The organism is Streptomyces sp. NPDC059371, assembly GCF_042751995.1.
Lineage (GTDB): Bacteria > Actinomycetota > Actinomycetes > Streptomycetales > Streptomycetaceae > Streptomyces.
This window is the reverse complement of the sequence record NZ_JBHYXD010000075.1, coordinates 5,667-22,941: the sequence shown is the minus strand read 5'-3', so window position 1 is coordinate 22,941 and position 17,275 is coordinate 5,667. Positions and strand designations below refer to the sequence as shown.

Here is a 17,275-nt window from a genome sequence, read left to right as displayed (position 1 = left end):
AGGTTCTGGGTGGCCGTTTGGTCATGCTATGAACCCCTATATCCACCTGCTCGGCGCCCTTCGTTGTGGTGCTGTGGCAGGGGCCCCGCTAGCGTGACGTGCCGCCGCCCCTCCCGCACCCCACGCCGCCAGGAGCCCCCGTGAACCGCCGCGCCCGCCTGCTCCCGACAGCCGCACTGCTCCTGCTGACCGCCTGCGGCGGGGGTGACGAGACGCGCGGGATCGCGGGGGTGGGGAGTGCGACGCCGGCTTCGCCGAGCGCGACGCCTCCGGCGGGTCGACCGGAGATCGAATTACCGTCGGATCTCACTTACACGTTCGAGTGGCCCAGGACGGGCGACAAGGACAAGGACGCGGTACTGGAGGACGGCGAGCAGTCGATCAGGGCCGTCGACCTGGCCATCGTCAACCAAGACGCCCTCGACAAGGCGTACCTCTTCTACTACGAGGGCGAAGCAGCCGCGCAAACCCAGAAGTTCGTTCAGGCATACGTCAACGCCAAGGCCCGTACAACGGGCGTGTTTCGCTATTACGCGGCGACTGTAGCCCTGAATGATTCCACCGACGCGTCGCTCGTCTACTGCGAGGACCAGAGCCACGCGTACGACATGTATCTCAAACCGAAGAGGATCAACAGAACGGCCGTCACGAACAACAGCTACGTTCTGTACAACACCCAGTTGCGCAAGAACGACAAGGGCGTCTGGGTCGTCGAGAAGCTCTTCTCTCAGAGGGGAAGCGCAAAGTGCCGGCCCTGAGCATCGGTCGGCGAACGTTGACCTCCGCCGCGGTGATCGGTTCGCTCTGTCTGGGTACGGCCCCCGCCACGGCCGACAACGAGATCGGCGGAGGGGTTCAGACACCTGCTCCCAGCGGCCAGGCTTCTGGAGGTGCGGACGGCAAGGGCAACCTCTTTGCCGCGGCCGGTGCTGTTGTGTTCGATCGTTCGCGGAACGGGGGCGGTGAATCTGCCGGACCGGTGGCCTCCACCTCGGGTGGCTGGACCCCGCCCGCCTGCTACTACGCTCCGAAATACACCCCGGCCCAGATGCAGACGTACAAGGAGTCGATCTGGGGCCTCGAATCGACGGGGTACCAGTGGGACGCGGATCAGCGCGACACCTACGTGAACGGGCATCCGTACAAGGACTTCAACAAGGCCAAGTCCGGCAAGGGCTACTGGTGGGACGCGTACGTCACGCCGGGCCGTGAGGGCGACCCGACCGCCTCCCGGTGCACCAAGGACACCTTCTGGGTCGACACGGGTGAGACTCCGCCGGCGGATGTTCCGGAGGCGATCACCCCGGAGATGCTGGCGCAGCTCGCGTACGCGGAGATGCGCGTGCCGTCGACGAGGGTGGACCTGGCTCCGGCGGGGACGACGAAGGTGAATCTGCCGACGTGGGCGTGGCTGGACACGGCGAAGTTCAAGCCGGTGTCGGTGACCGCGTCGGTGCCGCTGCTGAATGTGACCGCGACGACGACGGCGGAGCCGGTCTCTCTGAAGATCGAGCCCGGTACGGCGGACGCGCAGACGTATCCCGCTTCGGGCGTCTGCGAGATCACGGGCGACCGCATCGGCGAGGCGTACGCCAAGGGCAAGGCCGGCGAGACGCCCCCGTGCGGGCTGCGGTACCTGCGTTCCTCGGGCGCCGGCTCCTACCGGTTGCAAGCCACCCTCACCTGGCGAATCGACTGGACGGGCACCGGCATACCAGCGCCGCGGAACCTGCCGGACGGCACCTTCGGGGCCGGCCAGGACGTCGTCGTACAGGAGATCCAGTCCATCAACCGCTGAGTCCGGCTCCACGGACTCCCTGAGATCCGGAAAGAGCAGAGGGCGTGGCGGAGCGGTTGGCTGTCGACGGCGATGAGCTGTCGCACTTCATGAAGATGCTCGGCAAGTCGACCGAGTCGTTGCAGGGCCTGCGCAGGGCGTTGGGGGACGCGACGGTCACCGGTCTGGGAACGGACGATCTCGACTGTGCCTGCGAGGAATTCCAGGACAACTGGAAGTTTGGGGCCGATCAGATCGGCGAGCAGACCGAGGACCTGGCCAAGATCATCGGGAAGAGTCGGGACAGTTACCGCGAGGTGGACAGGGCCCTGGAACAGGCTCTGAGGAAGGCCGGAAACGGCAGGGGCGGCGGTACGAGGTGACGTACGCGCCCGAGGACACGGGGTCGGCGCTCGACCCGCGCATCCCCCACCCCGACTACCCGCATCTCGGCTTCAATCCGGTGCCGGGCAGTACGGAGACCGTGAGCGGCCTCCGCAAGAAGCTCACGGAGTGCGCCAAGGTCCTTGAGGAGACGCACGGACTCGTCACCAGGCTGATGGACGGCAGCTACTGGAAGGGCGACGCGGCCGTCGCCTTCCGAGAGCAGTTGGACGGCGGACCGCTTCCCCTGAACCTGAAGAACGCGGCGCACTCCATTCGCAAGGCCGCCGGACAACTCGACCGCTGGGAAGGCGAACTCGACGACTTCCAGCGGCGGGCGAAGCGACTCGAACAGGACGCGAAGGACGCCCAGGCCGCCCTGGACCGGGCGAAGGGTCACGCCACGAACGTGGGTGACAGCCCCGACCTGGAAGGGAAGGGCGCCGCGCACGACGAAGCGCGGAAGGCACTGACCAAGGCGAACACGGCGGTGGACGACGCCGAGGACGCTCTGCGCAGGATTCGCGGGACGGCGCGCGAACTCGCCGAGGAACACGAGCACCGGGCCCGGCTGCGTGCCGGAAAGATCCGCGACGCCACGAAGAGACTGGCCCCGCAGGAGCCGGGTTGGTTCGACTCGGCACTCGACTGGGTCATCGAGAACCTGCCGGACATCTTGAGCACGCTGGGGGCGGTGATCGGCTTGGTTGCGTTGTTCGTTGTGTCGGGCGGGACATTGGCCGCGGTGTTGCTGCTGGTTGCGTCGGCTTTGAGTGCGACGTCGTTGACCATCCGAGTCTCTGGGCACCCCACGGTGTGGGCATCGTTGCGAGATGGCTTTGCCAAGGGGGAGCTCGACACCGACTTCTGGAGCAACCTCGTGACTGTCGGGGGTGACGCTCTAGGCATGATTCCCGGCATTGCCGCCGTGAGTAAGGGCGCTGCGGTTGGGCTTCGGGCCGCGAGCGAGACGGGTGAAGCCCTCTCCATGGGGCAACGGGCCGTCCGATTTGGGAGCAGCACCATGGAGCACGCGAAATCCATTTCGAGCTTGGACAATGCGCTGCTCGGCTTTACGGTTCGCGGCGCCAGAGCGGCGCAGATCACGAAAGGGATTGAGGTCACCTCGGCTTCGGTAGGCGTCGGCACCGCGGGCGTTGGCCTCGCCATGACCGCGGTGGACACCGACGACGGGATCAAGGACGGCTCGGTGGCGACTATCGACGGCGCCAGGCTTGGCCTCGACGTCGGAGGCCTTGTCGATATCGCCCGTCACGTCTTTTGATTTCCGAACAGAGAGCAGACATCGCATGGCTCCGACCGAGTACCCGACCGCATGGGACCACCCCCCGACCAGAAGGGCCTTCGTTCAGCACTTGATCTCGCTCGTTCTGCGCTTGGTGGGCTGGATCGCCGTCTGGATCGGCTCGCTGGCTGTCCTGGTGGTCTTTCTGTCCCCGGGGTTCACCCCGCTCTTCGTCCCCCTCCTGGGGTATGCGACCTTCCGAGCCGTCCTCCAACTCGCCTACATCCGGCCCTCCATCTACATCCAGCGCGTCCTCTGGCAGTACCCCTGGCAGTTCCTCTCGGATGCGCCCCGGGGGCGGAACCGGCATCCGTTGGTCGAAGAGGATGAGATGTGGCTGGAGCTGCCCAATCCCGAGGAGCCGGGGGAGCGGATTCCGCTGCTGTTTCTTTCCGGTATGCGTACCTTCTGGTGGATGCGAAGGTTCGGTACCGCTCGTACGAAACCGGAGCTGAAGGCGGAGATCGAGCCGCTCTGGTTCGCCGGTGACCCCCGTTTCATCGCCGTCATCGCAGCTTCCCGGCGAAAGGGCGAGGCCCCCAAGCGACTGCACCTGCTCTATCAGCGCACGGCCACGGGCCGCCGGGGCATCGAGCCGACCGACTGGAACGCGAGCCCGGCCGCCCTCGAACGGGCCCGTCGGTCCGGTGCCCATGTCCCCGAGGCGGTGCGCCCGCACTCGCATCCCCACTGACTCGTACCGGGCAGGATCCGATGACCACGGCCCCCCGCTTCACCGTCGCCGATTCGGCGGAAGACCCCGACGCGGACATCTGGTTCGCGGAGCCCGCCGGCTTCACCGCGGTGCCTCTCGACGCGCTGCTTCCCGCACCGGACTCCTCGGCGGCAGACGATCTGTGTATCGCCCTCGCGCCGTTCCTCCAAGCGGCTCCCGACGAGAAGGTACGGCAGCAGTTCATCGCCCAATTCACCCAAGGGCAGCGGCTGCTCGGTGCGTTGAGGGAGGCGGGAACCGTTCATTGCTCGATCGGGTTGCACCGGGACGACGTCGACGAGGGAGCCGGGGCCGGCGGCGGGCCGTTGCTGTCGTTCTTCACCGTCTCCTGGCGGACCACGGCGGTGGCACCGCGAGCCGTCACGGCCGCCCGTGCGGTGAGCGGGCTCGACGCGCGGGCGGCCGTCGAGTACGCCGAACTTCCCTGCGGGCCGGTCACGTTCAGCGAGGCCGTCCATACCCCCGGCACGGTCGAAGGGCTTCCCCGGACACCCTTGGTCCAGTTCCGTGCCTATCTGCCGCATCCGGACTGCAGGCGGCTGGCCGTGTTCACGCTGAGCACGACCGCTGCCGGACGGCGCGAGCAGTACCGGGCGATCCTCCGTCAGATCGCGACGATGACCGGCTTCGACGGGCCGGGAGCTTTGCGGACAGCAACCGGGTGAACCGCCATCCCGGCAGCCCACACTCAATCCGGGCTGTCGTGAGGCTAGTTGGCTACGTTATGGGTCTCTGTGGTCGGCCGCTGTTACTGGGTTGGCACCGTTCGCGTTGGTGTCGTCGCACAGGCCCCGGTTAGCGTGTTGGTGCCCTTCCGCATCCCGCGCCGCTCAGGAGTCTGCCGTGAACCGCCGTTTTCTTCTGCCTTCCACAGTTGCTGTCGGAGCGTCAGCGGTGCTGCTCTTGTCCGGGTGCGGCGGGGGTGGTGACAAGCCGAAGGCCAACGACAAGGCCGTCGGCAGGAACGCCGGGGGGAGGGAGTCGGCTTCACCCGGCGCGAGCGCGACACCGCAGGCAGGCCGGCCGAAGATCGAGCTGCCGTCGGATCTCACCTACACCTTCGAGTGGCCCGGTACGGGCGACAAGGACAAGGATGCGGTGCTCAGCGACAGCGAGCAGTTCATCAAGGCCGTGGACATGGCCATCGCCGCGCAGGACCCGTTGGACAAGGCGTACCGCTTCTACTCCGAGGGCACGGCGGCGGCCGGGAGCCAGAAGTTCATTCAGGAGTTCGTGGACTACAAGGACCGCATCACCGGAGCGAAGCGCTACTACGACTCCAAGGTGACGATCAACTCTGACGGAACGGCGGCCTTCGTCTACTGCGAGGACCAGAACAAGGCCTACAACAAGAGCTTGAAGACGGGCAAGACGGAGGTGACTCCGAAGTCGAAGGACAACTATGTCCTCTACGACAGCCTTCTTCGAGTCGACGAGCAAGGTGTCTGGGTCACGGAGACGCTGACTTCGCAGCGGGGTAGCGCCGCCTGCCGGTAGGTCGTCCCTGAGGTGTCGAGGACCGGGGCCGAGTTGCTTTGCGGACAGCAACTCGGTGAAGCGGTTCTCCGATGGTTGTGACTCAATCAAAGCTTCTCGTAAGCCAGTTGGGCACAGTATGGGCATCTTTGGTCAATCACTGTTACTCGGTTGGCACCGTTCGCGCTGGTGTCGTCGCACAGGCCACCGCTAGCGTGTTGGTGCCCTTCCGCACCCCACGCCGCACAGGAGTCTGCCGTGAACCGCCGTTCCCGCCTGCTTGCCACAGTCGCTGTCGGAGCGTCAGCCGCGCTGCTTTTGACCGCGTGCGGCGGGGGTGGTGACAAGCCGAAGGCCAACGACAAGATCGCCGGAGCGGACACCGGCGACAAGAAGTCGGCCACGCCCAGCGCGAGCGCGACGCAATCTACGGACCGACCGAAGATCGAGCTGCCGTCGGATCTCACCCTGACCTTCGAAGGGGCGAAGACCGGCAACGACATCAAGGATGCCGTCCTCGCCGACAGCGCGGAGCGCATGCGCTCCGTGGACGCGGCGATCACCGGGACGGATCCCAAGGGTGAGGCGATCGGGTACTACAACACCGGCAAGGCTCTGGCAGCCGCGTTGACCTGGGTCAATCAGTTCAAGGACGCGGGATCCACCCTTACGGGTGAGGCGCGGTACTACGACCGGACCGTGACCCTCGACGGCAAGACCTCTGCCTCGCTCACGTTCTGCGCGGACGAGAGCAAGGGCTACGCCAAGGACAAGAAGACCAACAAGGTCAACAAGACCCCGGCCACCAAGAACAGCTACGTCCTTTACAACACACGCTTGGACAAGAGCTCAGAAGGTGTGTGGCAGACATCGCAGATCATTTCCACTAGGGGGGCGGCTCAGTGCCAGCCGTAGCGAGGAACACCGTTCGTGCCGCTCTGCTGGCGGGCGTTCTGGTGATCGGTAGTGCCCCGGGCGCTTGGGCGGACTTCGTCCCGGGCGGTAAGGGTTCTGGTTCCGAGACGCAGGTGAACGGCGGTAAGGATAATCAGAAGGTCACCGCCACAGCCGGCGCTGTGGTGTTCGATCGCTCCAAGAATGGGTCGGGGGACTCCTCCGGGCCGGTGACCTCTTCCTCCGGGGACTGGACCCCGCCCGCCTGCTATTACGCTCCGAAGTACACGCCGGACGAGCTGCAGAAGTACCTGGAGCCCATCTGGAACGCCGAGTCCACCGGTCCCCAGTGGGACCAGACGCAGCGGGACAAGTACGTCAACGGCGGCGAGGCCAAGGACTTCAACAAGGCCAAGTCCGGCAAGGGCTACTGGTGGGACTCGTACGTCACGCCGGGCCGTGAGGGCGACCCCGGCGCGCTGAAGTGCACCGAGGGCATCTTCTGGGTGGACACGGGTGAGGCCCCGCCGGCGGATGTCCCGGAGGCGATCACTCCGGAGATGCTGGCGCAGCTCGCTTACGCGGAGATACGGGTGCCGTCGACGAGGGTGGACCTGGCTCCGGCGGGGACGACGAAGGTGAATCTGCCGACGTGGGCGTGGCTGGACACGGCGAAGTTCAAGCCGGTGTCGGTGACGGCGTCGGTGCCGCTGCTGAATGTGACCGCGACGACGACGGCGGAGCCGGTTGCGCTGAAGATCGAGCCCGGTACGGCGGACGCGCAGACGTATCCCGCTTCGGGCGTCTGTGAGATCGCGGGCGACCGCATCGGCGAGGCGTACGCGAAGGGGAAGGCAGGGGAGACGCCTCCGTGCGGAGTGAAGTATCTCCGTTCCTCGGGTGACGGCTCGTACAAGCTGAGGGCCACCATCACCTGGAAGATCCACTGGACGGGCACCGGCGTACCCGACGCCCGCAATCTGCCGGACGGCACCTTCGGAGCCGACCAGGACGTCGTCGTGCAGGAGATCCAGTCCATCAACCGCTGAGCCCCGACTCCGCGGACGTCCGTTCCACGGGCTGCTGTTGCCCGTTCGCCACCGTTCGCGTTGGTGTCGTCGCGCAGGCCGCCGCTAGCGTGTCGATGCCCTTCCGCACCCCACGCCGCACAGGAGTCCACCGTGAACTGCCGTTCCCGTCTGCTTGCCACAGTTGCCGTCGGAGCGTCAGCCGCGCTGCTTTTGACCGCGTGCGGCGGGGATGGTGGCAAGCCGAAGGCCAACGACAAGATCGCCGGGGCGGACACCGGCGACGAGGCGTCGGCCACACCCGGCGCGAGCGCGACGCAGCAGGCGGGTCGGCCGAGGATCGAGCTGCCCGCCGACCTCCACTACACCTTCGAGTGGCGCAAGACGGGCGACAAGGACAAGGACGCCGTTCTGGCCGACGGTGAGTTGTTCATCAAGGCGACGGACCAAGCGATCGCCAACCAGGACGTGCTCGACCCCGCCTATCGCTTCTACTCGGCGGAGGAACTCGCGGCTGCGACGCAGAAATACGTGCAGCGATTCGTGGATCACAAGGCCCGCACCACTGGTACCTACCGCTTCTACAGCGAGTCCGTGACCCTTCAGGGTGACGGAGCGGCGGCGCTCACGTACTGCGAGGACCAAGGCAAGGCGTACAACAAGTTCGTCAAGACAGGAAAGGTCGACAAGACCCCGGTCACGAAGAACAGCTACATCTTCTACAACACGACGTTGAAGCGGAATTCGGATGGCGTCTGGGTGACGCAGGACATGCTCTCGGAGAGGGGCAGCGCCAGGTGTCAGCCGTGAATTGGCGCAGAGTTCCGAGCGGCTCCGTGATCGCGCCACTTCTCGGAGCCGACCAGGACGCCGTCGTCCAGGAGCCCGGACACGTCCATCCCTCCCACACCCCCGCCGGCCCGAACGCCGTGAGGACCGTCGGGAATTGGGAGACCACCGTGTGGCTCACCGCCGCGTGAAATCGTCGTGAAGACCTGGAGGGTGCGCAGGGCGTCGAGGTCGGCGTCCTCGTAGGCACGGGCGTCCTCCTAGGCACGCTGACAGCGGTCGATCACCGCGCGCCACTCGTGGTCCGGCGATTCCGTCACCTCGCCCTCGCCCTCGCCCTCGCCATCGTCCTCGGTCAGGCCGGCCTCGCCGAGGCGTGCCCGGATCCGTCCTCACCGCCGGGTCCGGGGCCGGGTGAGAGCAACGTTCCCTTCAGGTCACTCACAGGCACAGGGCCGAAACGCGCCCTCCCTACCTTCGGGAAACAGCAGGCCAGTAAGCCCGGAGAACCAATGGAGGCGTGAGATGACTGCCCCAGCCACGAGTACGGCCCCCGCGCGGGGCGGTCGCTGGATCGAGGAGTGGGATCCGGAGGACGAGGTCTTCTGGGCGGAGAAGGGGGAGAAGATCGCCCGGCGCAATCTGTTCTTCTCCGTGCTGTCCGAGCACATCGGGTTCTCCGTCTGGACCATGTGGTCGGTGCTGGTCCTGTTCATGGGACCGGAGTACGGGCTCACCCCGGCCGACAAGTTCCTGCTCACCTCGATGGTGACGCTCGTCGGCGCGGTGGTGCGGGTGCCCTACACCTTCGCCGTCGCGCTCTTCGGCGGCCGGAACTGGACCATCGTGTCCGCGAGTCTGCTGCTCGTGCCGACCGTCGCCGCGTTCGTCGTGATGGAGCCGGGCACCTCGTTCGGCACGTTCCTCGTGATCGGGCTGCTGGCCGGGGTCGGCGGCGGCAACTTCGCCTCCAGCATGACCAACATCAACGCCTTCTTCCCGCTGCGGAAGAAAGGATGGGCACTCGGCCTCAACGCGGGGGGCGGCAACATCGGCGTCCCCGTCATCCAGCTCGTGGCACTCGCCGTCATCGGGGCGGCCGGCGGGCCCCGGGTGCTCCTCGGGATCTACATCCCGCTCGTCGTCGTGGCCGCCGTCCTCTCAGGCCTCTTCATGGACAACCTCACCACCGTGAAGAACGACACCGGCGCGGCCCTGGACGCCGCGAAGGACGCGCACACCTGGATCATGGCGTTCCTCTACATCGGGACCTTTGGATCGTTCATCGGCTACGCCTTCGCCTTCGGCCAGGTGCTCCAGGTCGAGTTCGGGCGGACACCGCTCCAGGCCGCCTACCTCACCTTCATCGGCCCGCTGCTCGGCTCGCTGATCCGGCCCGTCGGCGGCCGGCTCGCCGACCGCTACGGCGGCGCCAGGATCACGCTGTGGAACTTTGTCGGCATGGCCGCCGCGACCGGGGTCCTGGTGTTCGCCAGCAGTGAGAGGTCGCTGGCGCTGCTCGTCTCGGTCTTCGTGGTGCTCTTCGTGCTCAGCGGGCTCGGCAACGGGTCGACGTACAAGATGATCCCCGGCATCTTCCAGCGGAAGGCCCTGGAAGCGGGGCTCGAAGGGGAGGAGGCCGCCCGCCACGGACGGCGTCTCTCCGGCGCCGCCATGGGGCTCATCGGCGCGGTGGGCGCGCTCGGCGGTGTCGGCATCAACCTCGCCTTCCGCCAGTCCTTCCTCAGCTCCGGCTCGGGCACCGGCGCCTTCGTCACCTTCCTCGTCTTCTACGCGGCGGCCTTCGCGGTCACCTGGGCCGTATACCTTCGCCGCCCGGCCGCCGAGCCGGGGGCGAGCACCACCGCCGAGGCGAAGCCCCAGCTCAGCTACGCCGAGGTGTGACGTAACACGTCCGACATCACCTTGATCCGAGCCTGTCACGGTCCGTTGACAGGCTCGGATCAGCCGCGACGTACGACACACAGCACAGCCCCGTACGACGACTCGACGAGCGCGAGACGAGAACCCATGGACGACGAACAGCAGCGACCCGATCACGGGCCTCTCTCCGGGTTCACCGTGGGGGTGACCGCCGCGCGCCGCGCCGACGAACTGGGCGCGCTGCTCCAGCGGCGCGGGGCCACCGTCGTGCACGCGCCGGCCCTGCGGATCGTGCCCCTCGCCGACGACAGTGAACTGCTCACCGCGACCAAGGAGTTGATCGACAGCGCCCCCGACGTGGTGGTGGCCACCACCGCCATCGGATTCCGCGGCTGGGTGGAGGCCGCCGACGGCTGGGGCCTGGGCGAGGAACTGCTCACGCGGCTGCGGAGCGTGGAACTGCTCGCCCGCGGGCCCAAGGTCAAGGGCGCGGTCCGGGCCCAGGGGCTGACGGAGGAGTGGTCGCCGTCCTCCGAGTCGATGGCCGAGGTGCTCGACCGGCTGCTCGAAGAGGGCGTGGACGGCCGCCGTATCGCCGTACAACTGCACGGGGAACCGCTGCCCGGGTTCGTCGAGTCGCTGCGCGCCGCCGGGGCCGAGGTCGTCCTCGTGCCGGTGTACCGGTGGATGCCGCCGGAGGACATCGGCCCCGTCGACCGGCTGCTCGACGCGGCCCTCACCCGCGGGCTGGACGCGCTCACCTTCACCAGCGCCCCCGCCGCGGCCTCCCTGCTGACGAGGGCCGAGGAGCGCGGTGTGCGCGCGGAGTTCCTCGCCGCGCTCCACCACGACGTCCTGCCCGCGTGCGTCGGCCCGGTCACCGCGCTGCCGTTGCAGGCCCTCGGCATCGACACCGTCCAGCCCGAACGCTTCCGGCTCGGCCCCCTCGTACAACTGCTCTGCCAGGAACTGCCCGGCCGGGCGCGGACGTTGCCGGTCGCCGGGCACCAAGTGGAAATCCGGGGACACGCGGTGCTGGTGGACGGGGCGCTGCGGCCCGTGCCGCCCGCCGGGATGTCGCTGCTGCGGGCCCTCGCGCGGCGGCCCGGCTGGGTGGTGGCGCGGGCCGAGCTGCTGCGCGCGCTGCCGGGTTCCGGCCGCGACGAGCACGCCGTGGAGACCGCGATGGCCCGGCTGCGCACGGCACTCGGCGCGCACAAGCTGATCCAGACGGTCGTCAAGCGTGGCTACCGCCTCGCGCTGGACCCGGCCGCGGACGCCAAGTACGCCGACGCCTGAGGCCGCCGGTGCCGCAGCAGGGCACGGGCGAGGCAGGCCAGAGCGAGCGTCGACAGCAGTGCCCGTACGACGTTCCAGGCCACCCAGGTGTCCTCGAACCGGTCGCGCACCGCGGCGGGATCGGCGATCCGCGCGGGATCGCCCGCGTCCGCGAGGCCGTCGTTGAGCGGGACGTTGACGGTCACGGTGACCACGAACGCGAGCGTGTACGCGGCGAGCGCGGCCAGCACCCACCACCGGTCCGGCGTGCCGCGCGACTGCCAGGCGGCCACCGCCGTCAGCATCAGCGCGCCCAGGAAGCTGAGGAAGAACACCGGGTTCTGGATCACCTCGTTGATGTTCCGCATCACCTCGATGAACACGCGGTCGTCGCTGCGCGCCAGCGCCGGCATCACCGCGCAGGCGAAGACGTAAAAGGCCCCCGCGATCAGGCCCGTCGCGACCGTGGCCGCACCCAGTACACCCGCGGCGGCGTCACGCCGCTCCGTGCTGTTGTCCGTCATGTCCCTCAGTCAACCGGCGTGCCGGAGCGGGTGACATGGCCGAGGATCGCGGCCGCATACGCGGGCGTCCACGGGGCTCCGCGCCACACGCCCGGTAAGCATCCGGCGGGCATCCGGTACGGGACCGGTGCCGAGTCTTCCGGAGGGGCGCCGGGGCATGCACTGTAGGGGGTACAGCGGCAGGTGACCCCCAAGGCGGTGACAGGCACATGGCATCGGGCATGGCCACAGCCTCGTACGAGCTGCGGTTCGACTCCGGGCGGATCTGCCTGGACCTGACGGCGACCACCCATCCCGACGAACGCCTCGACTCGGCCGCCCGGTTGAGCGCCTGGGTCCTCGCGTCCGGGCTGATCCCGGCGGGTACCGTCCTGGCCGCCGTGGACGCCTCGTGGCTGCTCGGCTTCCGGGAACTGCGCGGACATGTCGCCCAGTTGGTGCGCGGCGAGCTGGACGGGCGGCCCGCGGACAGCGCCCTCGCCCGCGTCAACGCCGTCGCCCTCGCGGCTCCGCCCGCTCCCTGGGCCGTCCGCGCCGACGACGGTTCACTGCGCAGGGGGCTCCGCACCCCGCCGTACTGCGGTGAACTACTGTCTGTGGTGGCCCGGGACGCCCTCGATCTGCTCACCGACCCGCTCGCGCGGGCGAGTCTGAGACAGTGCGAGGGCGACAACTGCCCGATCGTCTATCTCGACACCTCGCGCGGCCGGCGCCGGCGCTGGTGCTCCAGTGAGGTGTGCGGCAATCGGGAGCGGGTGGCCCGGCACCGGCGGCGGGCGGCTCTGGCACGCGCCTGATCACACCCGTCCGTGATGTTCCAGTGACGTGAGGTGATCGATATGCATTCTTTTCGCCGTCTACACATCTTCACCAGAAAAAATCCTGAACACTTTGAACACCCGCGTACCAGAACACGTACCCGGTGATGAGCGACCGACTGGGGGAACCCCCGGACACCGGAGGTAGGCGTGCGCAAGGATTCAGCCGTGGCTGATGAACACAAGCCAAGGGCCCGACATCGCATGTCTCAGCAGTCCTCGTCGACCGAACCCGACGAGGAGCTGATGCGTGCGCTGTACCGGGAACACGCGGGGCCCCTGCTGGCCTACGTGCTGCGCCTGGTGGCCGGAGACCGGCAGCGCGCCGAGGACGTTGTGCAGGAAACACTCATCCGTGCCTGGAAGAACGCCGGCCAGCTCAATCGAGCGACCGGTTCGGTACGCCCCTGGCTGGTGACGGTCGCCCGGCGCATCGTCATCGACGGCCACCGCAGTCGGCAGGCCCGGCCGCAGGAGGTCGACCCGTCGCCGCTGGAGGTCATCCCCGCGGAGGACGAGATCGACAAGGCGTTGTGGCTGATGACACTGTCGGACGCGCTGGACGACCTGACCCCTGCTCACAGGGAAGTATTGGTCGAAACTTACTTCAAAGGGCGTACCGTCAATGAGGCGGCCGAAACGCTCGGTATTCCCAGCGGCACTGTGCGCTCACGGGTTTTCTACGCCCTGCGGTCGATGAAGCTGGCGCTTGAGGAGCGGGGGGTGACGGCATGAACACGTACGGGGGTTACGGAACAGGTGGTCCGGGAGCCATGCAAGGTCCACGAGGACAGCAAGGATCCGGGGACAACATTCACGAGACTGTCGGCGCCTACGCGCTCGGCATCCTCGACGACATCGAGGCCACGGCCTTCGAGGAGCATCTCGCCTCCTGCGAGTGGTGCGCCCAGCAGCTCGACGAGCTCGCCGGGATGGAACCGATGCTCGCGGCCCTCGCCGACCTGCCCGCCTCGCAGGGCAGCCCGGCCATCGCGGAGTCCCTCTCGGCCCGCCCGAGCCCACGGCTCGCGGAGCGGCTGGTGGACGAGGTCTCGGCGCGCCGTGCCCAGAAGCGCCGGCGCGGCATGTACCTGGTGGCCGCCGCGGCCGCGCTGATCATCGGCGGACCGCTGACCGTCATGGCGGTCAACGGCGGCAACGACACCGGCGCGAACCCGCCGATGGCGCACGCCACCAGCCCGGCCAAGGCCGCGTTCGAGGTCATGACCGACAAGTCGTCGGCCGTCGACCCGAAGACCAAGGTCAGCGCCGTCGTCGCGATCGAGCCGAAGGACTGGGGCACCCACGCGGTCCTCCAGCTCAAGAACGTCACGGGCCCCGAGAAGTGCTCCCTGATCGCCGTCGGCAAGAACGGCGAGCGTGAGACGGTCACCTCCTGGTCGGTCCCGGAGTGGGGTTACGGCACGCCCAACGCCAAGACCGAGGAAGCCAAGCAGCCCCTCTACGTCCACGGCGGCGCGGCCTTCGAGCCGAACCAGATCGACCACTTCGAGGTCATGACGTTCGGGGGGAAGCGCCTCGTCGAGGTGAAGGCGTGAGCGGACTCCGGGCGCGGACGTAGCCCGGCGGGCCTCCCTTCGCGTACGGTTGACGGCTGCCCAGCACGTCAGAAGGGGGCGCCCGGTGGCCGCTCAGGCTCAGCAGGAAACCGCGCTCGGCTCGGTCCGTACATCCGTACCGGAGGAATCGGTCAAGGACGACTCCGTACGGGACCGTGAGATCGCGGTCGAACAGGAACATCTGGACCGGGTCTACCGGCGCCTCGAGGAGAAGATCCACGAGGCTGAGTTCCTCATGCACGACGCCGCCCAGCGCGGTCACGTCGGCACTCCGGGGGCGCTCGCGGAGCGGGACGCCCAGGTGTTCCGCGCGGGAATCCACCTCAACCGTCTCAACAACGAGTTCGAGGACTTCCTTTTCGGCCGTATCGATCTGCTCCCCGGCAAGGACGGCGTCAAGGGGCCCGACGGCGCCTACACCGCCGTGGAACCCGCCGACGGCGCGGTCCGTGAGGACAACACCGCCGACATCGCGGAGACGCTCCACATCGGCCGTATCGGTGTCCTGGACGCCGAGTACGCGCCACTGGTGATCGACTGGCGGGCGCCGGCCGCCGCCCCGTTCTACCGCTCCACCCCGGTCGATCCCGGCCGGGTCGTGCGCCGTCGCGTCATCCGCTCCAAGGGCCGCCGGGTCCTCGGGGTCGAGGACGACCTGATGCGCCCGCAGGTCAAGGCCTCCCTCGACGGCCATGAGCTGCCCGTCATCGGCGACGGCGCGCTCATGGCCGCGCTCGGGCAGGCCCGCAGCCACACCATGCGCGACATCGTGGCGTCCATCCAGGCCGAGCAGGACATGGTGATCCGCGCGCCCGCCGCGTCCGTGACCTATGTCGAGGGCGGCCCCGGAACCGGCAAGACGGCGGTGGCCCTGCACCGGGCCGCCTACCTCCTCTACCAGGACCGCCGCCGGTACGCGGGCGGCATCCTGATCGTCTCCCCGACCCCGCTGCTCGTCGCCTACACCGAGGGCGTGCTCCCCTCGCTCGGCGAGGAGGGCCAGGTCGCGATCCGCGCGATCGGCTCGCTCGTCGACGGCGTGGCCGCCACGCTGTACGACTCCCCGGCGGTGGCCCGCGCCAAGGGCTCGTACCGGATGCTGAAGGTGCTGCGGAAGGCGGCCCGCGGCGCGCTGGAGACCCCTGCCGGCACGGCGCGCGGCGCCGGCAACGGCCAGCTCGCCCTCGGTGAGCCGGAGCAGGCCCCCGCGGGCACTCCCACCCGGCTGCGGGTCGTCGCCTTCGGACGCAGGCTGGAGCTGGAGTCCGCCGAGCTGGACCGCATCAAGAACAACGCGCTCGGCGGGACCGCGCCGGTCAACCTGCTGCGCCCGCGCGCCCGCAGACTGCTGCTGGACGCGCTGTGGGCGAGGTCGGGCGCCGGGACCCGGCACTCGGACCCGTCGCTGGCCGCCGAGCTGCGGTCCTCGTTCGACGAGGACGTCGCCTCCGAGGACAGTTTCCTGGCGTTCCTGGACGCCTGGTGGCCGGAGCTGACCCCGCGCGGGGTGCTGGCCGCCATGGCCGACGAGCGGCGCCTCGGACGCTGGGCCCGCCGGATCCTCAACCCCGGCGAGGTCCGCCGGGTCGCCCGCTCGCTCAAGCGGGACGGGTTCTCCGTGCACGACGCGGCGATGCTCGACGAGCTGGAGGCGATCGTCGGGACACCCGCCCGGCCGAAGAAGCGCCGCGAACTGGACCCGCTGGACCACCTCACCGGTCTCGACGAGCTCATGCCGGTGCGCGAGGAGACACAGCGCGAGCGCGCCGAGCGGCTGGCGCAGGAGCGGACCGAGTACGCGCACGTGATCGTCGACGAGGCGCAGGACCTCACGCCCATGCAGTGGCGGATGGTCGGCCGGCGCGGCCGGCACGCCACCTGGACGGTCGTGGGCGACCCGGCCCAGTCCTCGTGGTCCGACCCCGACGAGGCGGCCGAGGCCCGTGACGAGGCGCTCGGCACCCGCCCCAGGCGCCGCTTCACCCTCACCGTCAACTACCGCAACCCGGCGGAGATCGCCGAGCTGGCAGCCAAGGTCCTCGCGCTCGCCATGCCGGGCTCCGAGTCCCCGTCCGCCGTACGGTCCACGGGCGTCGAGCCGCGCTTCGCGGTCGTACGGGACTCCCTGGCGCAGACCGTGCGCGCCGAGGCCGCCCATCTGCTCGACCGGGTCGACGGCACCGTGGGCGTCGTCGTCGCCATGAACCGGCGCGAGGAGGCCGCCCGCTGGCTCGCCGGGCTCGGGGACCGTGTGGTGGCCCTGGGGAGCCTGGAGGCCAAGGGCCTGGAGTACGACGCGACGGTGGTCGTCTCGCCCGCCGAGATCGCCGACGAGTCGCCCGCCGGACTGCGTGTCCTGTACGTCGCCCTGACCCGGGCCACGCAGCAGCTCACCGTCGTCTCCAGCGGCCGCGACGAGCCCGACGCGGACGGGGTGCCCGACCTCCTGCGGGACTGACGTGCTCCGCGTCACCCGCCCGGAGCACGGGCACCCGCTCCCGGCGGCCCCGCTTCCCGTCCCGGCCGAAAAGAACTCCCGGGACGGGAATTGCTCTACGGGAATCCTTTGTTACCTTTGACGTGACACCGGCCCGATCCAAGCCCCCGGGCCCAACCTTCGTCGCTACGAGCGACCACTTGCCGCGAGGCGAGCATGGCGGGTCGGTGTCATTGACCGTCGTCCTTCACCGAAGGACCTGGAGAGGGGCGCGCCGCCCCCCACCGGCGGCCGCACAGGGCACCCCCCCACCCCACCCCCGCGCGCCGACACCCACCCCGCCAGGACAAACCCGGCCAAAACC

Annotated in this window: 18 protein-coding genes; 17 read left to right on the top strand and 1 reads right to left on the bottom strand. The window is 68.8% G+C overall.

Annotation, left to right across the window (positions count from 1 at the left end):
- Positions 1–140: 140 nt before the first annotated feature.
- The 13 genes from ACFXGX_RS31325 to ACFXGX_RS31265 all read left to right on the top strand — a co-directional run bounded on the left by ACFXGX_RS31325 (position 141) and on the right by ACFXGX_RS31265 (position 11,573).
- Positions 141–758 (top strand): hypothetical protein, encoded by a 618-nt coding sequence (locus ACFXGX_RS31325; RefSeq protein WP_384797719.1) that lies wholly within the window; start codon positions 141–143, stop codon positions 756–758.
- Entirely contained in the window at positions 746–1,798 is a 1,053-nt protein-coding gene (locus tag ACFXGX_RS31320) for a hypothetical protein (RefSeq protein WP_384797716.1), read from the top strand. The genes ACFXGX_RS31325 and ACFXGX_RS31320 overlap by 13 nt, the downstream gene beginning before the upstream one ends.
- A 44-nt stretch (positions 1,799–1,842) precedes the next feature.
- Positions 1,843–2,160, top strand: coding sequence for a hypothetical protein (locus tag ACFXGX_RS31315; protein ID WP_384797713.1), 318 nt, complete (start codon positions 1,843–1,845; stop codon positions 2,158–2,160).
- Positions 2,157–3,446 (top strand): putative T7SS-secreted protein, encoded by a 1,290-nt coding sequence (locus ACFXGX_RS31310; protein ID WP_384797711.1) that lies wholly within the window; start codon positions 2,157–2,159, stop codon positions 3,444–3,446. Before ACFXGX_RS31315 ends, ACFXGX_RS31310 begins: the two co-directional genes overlap by 4 nt.
- A 91-nt stretch (positions 3,447–3,537) precedes the next feature.
- A complete protein-coding gene (locus tag ACFXGX_RS31305; protein WP_384797708.1) occupies positions 3,538–4,161 on the top strand; it encodes a hypothetical protein in 624 nt (207 codons plus the stop codon).
- 20 nt (positions 4,162–4,181) lie between these two features.
- The gene (locus ACFXGX_RS31300) at positions 4,182–4,868 is read left to right on the top strand and encodes a hypothetical protein (protein ID WP_384797705.1); all 687 of its coding nucleotides are present in this window, start codon (positions 4,182–4,184) and stop codon (positions 4,866–4,868) included.
- 229 nt (positions 4,869–5,097) lie between these two features.
- Positions 5,098–5,700: a hypothetical protein gene (locus tag ACFXGX_RS31295; RefSeq protein ID WP_384797702.1), complete on the top strand. Its 603-nt coding sequence runs from the start codon at positions 5,098–5,100 to the stop codon at positions 5,698–5,700.
- A 237-nt stretch (positions 5,701–5,937) separates the two neighbouring features.
- On the top strand, positions 5,938–6,594 hold the full coding sequence (locus ACFXGX_RS31290; protein ID WP_384797699.1) for a hypothetical protein: 657 nt from the start codon (positions 5,938–5,940) through the stop codon (positions 6,592–6,594).
- Positions 6,582–7,622, top strand: a complete 1,041-nt coding sequence (locus ACFXGX_RS31285; RefSeq protein WP_384797696.1) for a hypothetical protein — start codon at positions 6,582–6,584, stop codon at positions 7,620–7,622. The genes ACFXGX_RS31290 and ACFXGX_RS31285 overlap by 13 nt, the downstream gene beginning before the upstream one ends.
- Before the next feature lie 132 nt (positions 7,623–7,754).
- Positions 7,755–8,411 (top strand): hypothetical protein, encoded by a 657-nt coding sequence (locus tag ACFXGX_RS31280; RefSeq protein WP_384797693.1) that lies wholly within the window; start codon positions 7,755–7,757, stop codon positions 8,409–8,411.
- On the top strand, positions 8,408–8,581 hold the full coding sequence (locus ACFXGX_RS31275) for a hypothetical protein (RefSeq protein ID WP_384797690.1): 174 nt from the start codon (positions 8,408–8,410) through the stop codon (positions 8,579–8,581). Before ACFXGX_RS31280 ends, ACFXGX_RS31275 begins: the two co-directional genes overlap by 4 nt.
- 334 nt (positions 8,582–8,915) lie before the next feature.
- Complete coding sequence (locus ACFXGX_RS31270) at positions 8,916–10,295, top strand: nitrate/nitrite transporter (protein WP_384797687.1); 1,380 nt, start codon at positions 8,916–8,918, stop codon at positions 10,293–10,295.
- Between the two features lie 126 nt (positions 10,296–10,421).
- The gene (locus ACFXGX_RS31265; RefSeq protein WP_384797684.1) at positions 10,422–11,573 is read left to right on the top strand and encodes a uroporphyrinogen-III synthase; all 1,152 of its coding nucleotides are present in this window, start codon (positions 10,422–10,424) and stop codon (positions 11,571–11,573) included.
- Here ACFXGX_RS31265 and ACFXGX_RS31260 read toward each other — a convergent pair.
- A complete protein-coding gene (locus ACFXGX_RS31260) occupies positions 11,522–12,076 on the bottom strand; it encodes a DUF1772 domain-containing protein (RefSeq protein WP_384797681.1) in 555 nt (184 codons plus the stop codon). The two genes, ACFXGX_RS31265 and ACFXGX_RS31260, sit on opposite strands and share 52 nt — an antisense overlap.
- A gap of 209 nt (positions 12,077–12,285) precedes the next feature.
- Between ACFXGX_RS31260 and ACFXGX_RS31255 the strand changes: the two genes are divergently transcribed.
- From ACFXGX_RS31255 to ACFXGX_RS31240, 4 genes are all read left to right on the top strand, one after another.
- A complete protein-coding gene (locus ACFXGX_RS31255; protein ID WP_384797678.1) occupies positions 12,286–12,873 on the top strand; it encodes a CGNR zinc finger domain-containing protein in 588 nt (195 codons plus the stop codon).
- A gap of 225 nt (positions 12,874–13,098) precedes the next feature.
- The gene (locus ACFXGX_RS31250) at positions 13,099–13,629 is read left to right on the top strand and encodes a sigma-70 family RNA polymerase sigma factor (RefSeq protein ID WP_037619265.1); all 531 of its coding nucleotides are present in this window, start codon (positions 13,099–13,101) and stop codon (positions 13,627–13,629) included.
- A gap of 38 nt (positions 13,630–13,667) precedes the next feature.
- Positions 13,668–14,453, top strand: a complete 786-nt coding sequence (locus ACFXGX_RS31245; protein ID WP_384797675.1) for an anti-sigma factor family protein — start codon at positions 13,668–13,670, stop codon at positions 14,451–14,453.
- 85 nt (positions 14,454–14,538) lie between these two features.
- Positions 14,539–16,932, top strand: coding sequence for a HelD family protein (locus ACFXGX_RS31240; RefSeq protein WP_384797672.1), 2,394 nt, complete (start codon positions 14,539–14,541; stop codon positions 16,930–16,932).
- Positions 16,933–17,275 lie beyond the last annotated feature (343 nt).

What these genes read in the sequence shown, in the direction of transcription:
- ACFXGX_RS31300 (WP_384797705.1), top strand. Translation starts at nt 4,182, where the DNA reads ATGACCACGGCCCCCCGCTTCACCGTCGCCGATTCGGCGGAAGACCCC.
- ACFXGX_RS31270 (WP_384797687.1), top strand. Translation starts at nt 8,916, where the DNA reads ATGACTGCCCCAGCCACGAGTACGGCCCCCGCGCGGGGCGGTCGCTGG.
- ACFXGX_RS31265 (WP_384797684.1), top strand. Translation starts at nt 10,422, where the DNA reads ATGGACGACGAACAGCAGCGACCCGATCACGGGCCTCTCTCCGGGTTC.
- ACFXGX_RS31260 (WP_384797681.1), bottom strand. Translation starts at nt 12,076, where the DNA reads ATGACGGACAACAGCACGGAGCGGCGTGACGCCGCCGCGGGTGTACTG.
- ACFXGX_RS31255 (WP_384797678.1), top strand. Translation starts at nt 12,286, where the DNA reads ATGGCATCGGGCATGGCCACAGCCTCGTACGAGCTGCGGTTCGACTCC.
- ACFXGX_RS31250 (WP_037619265.1), top strand. Translation starts at nt 13,099, where the DNA reads ATGTCTCAGCAGTCCTCGTCGACCGAACCCGACGAGGAGCTGATGCGT.
- ACFXGX_RS31245 (WP_384797675.1), top strand. Translation starts at nt 13,668, where the DNA reads ATGCAAGGTCCACGAGGACAGCAAGGATCCGGGGACAACATTCACGAG.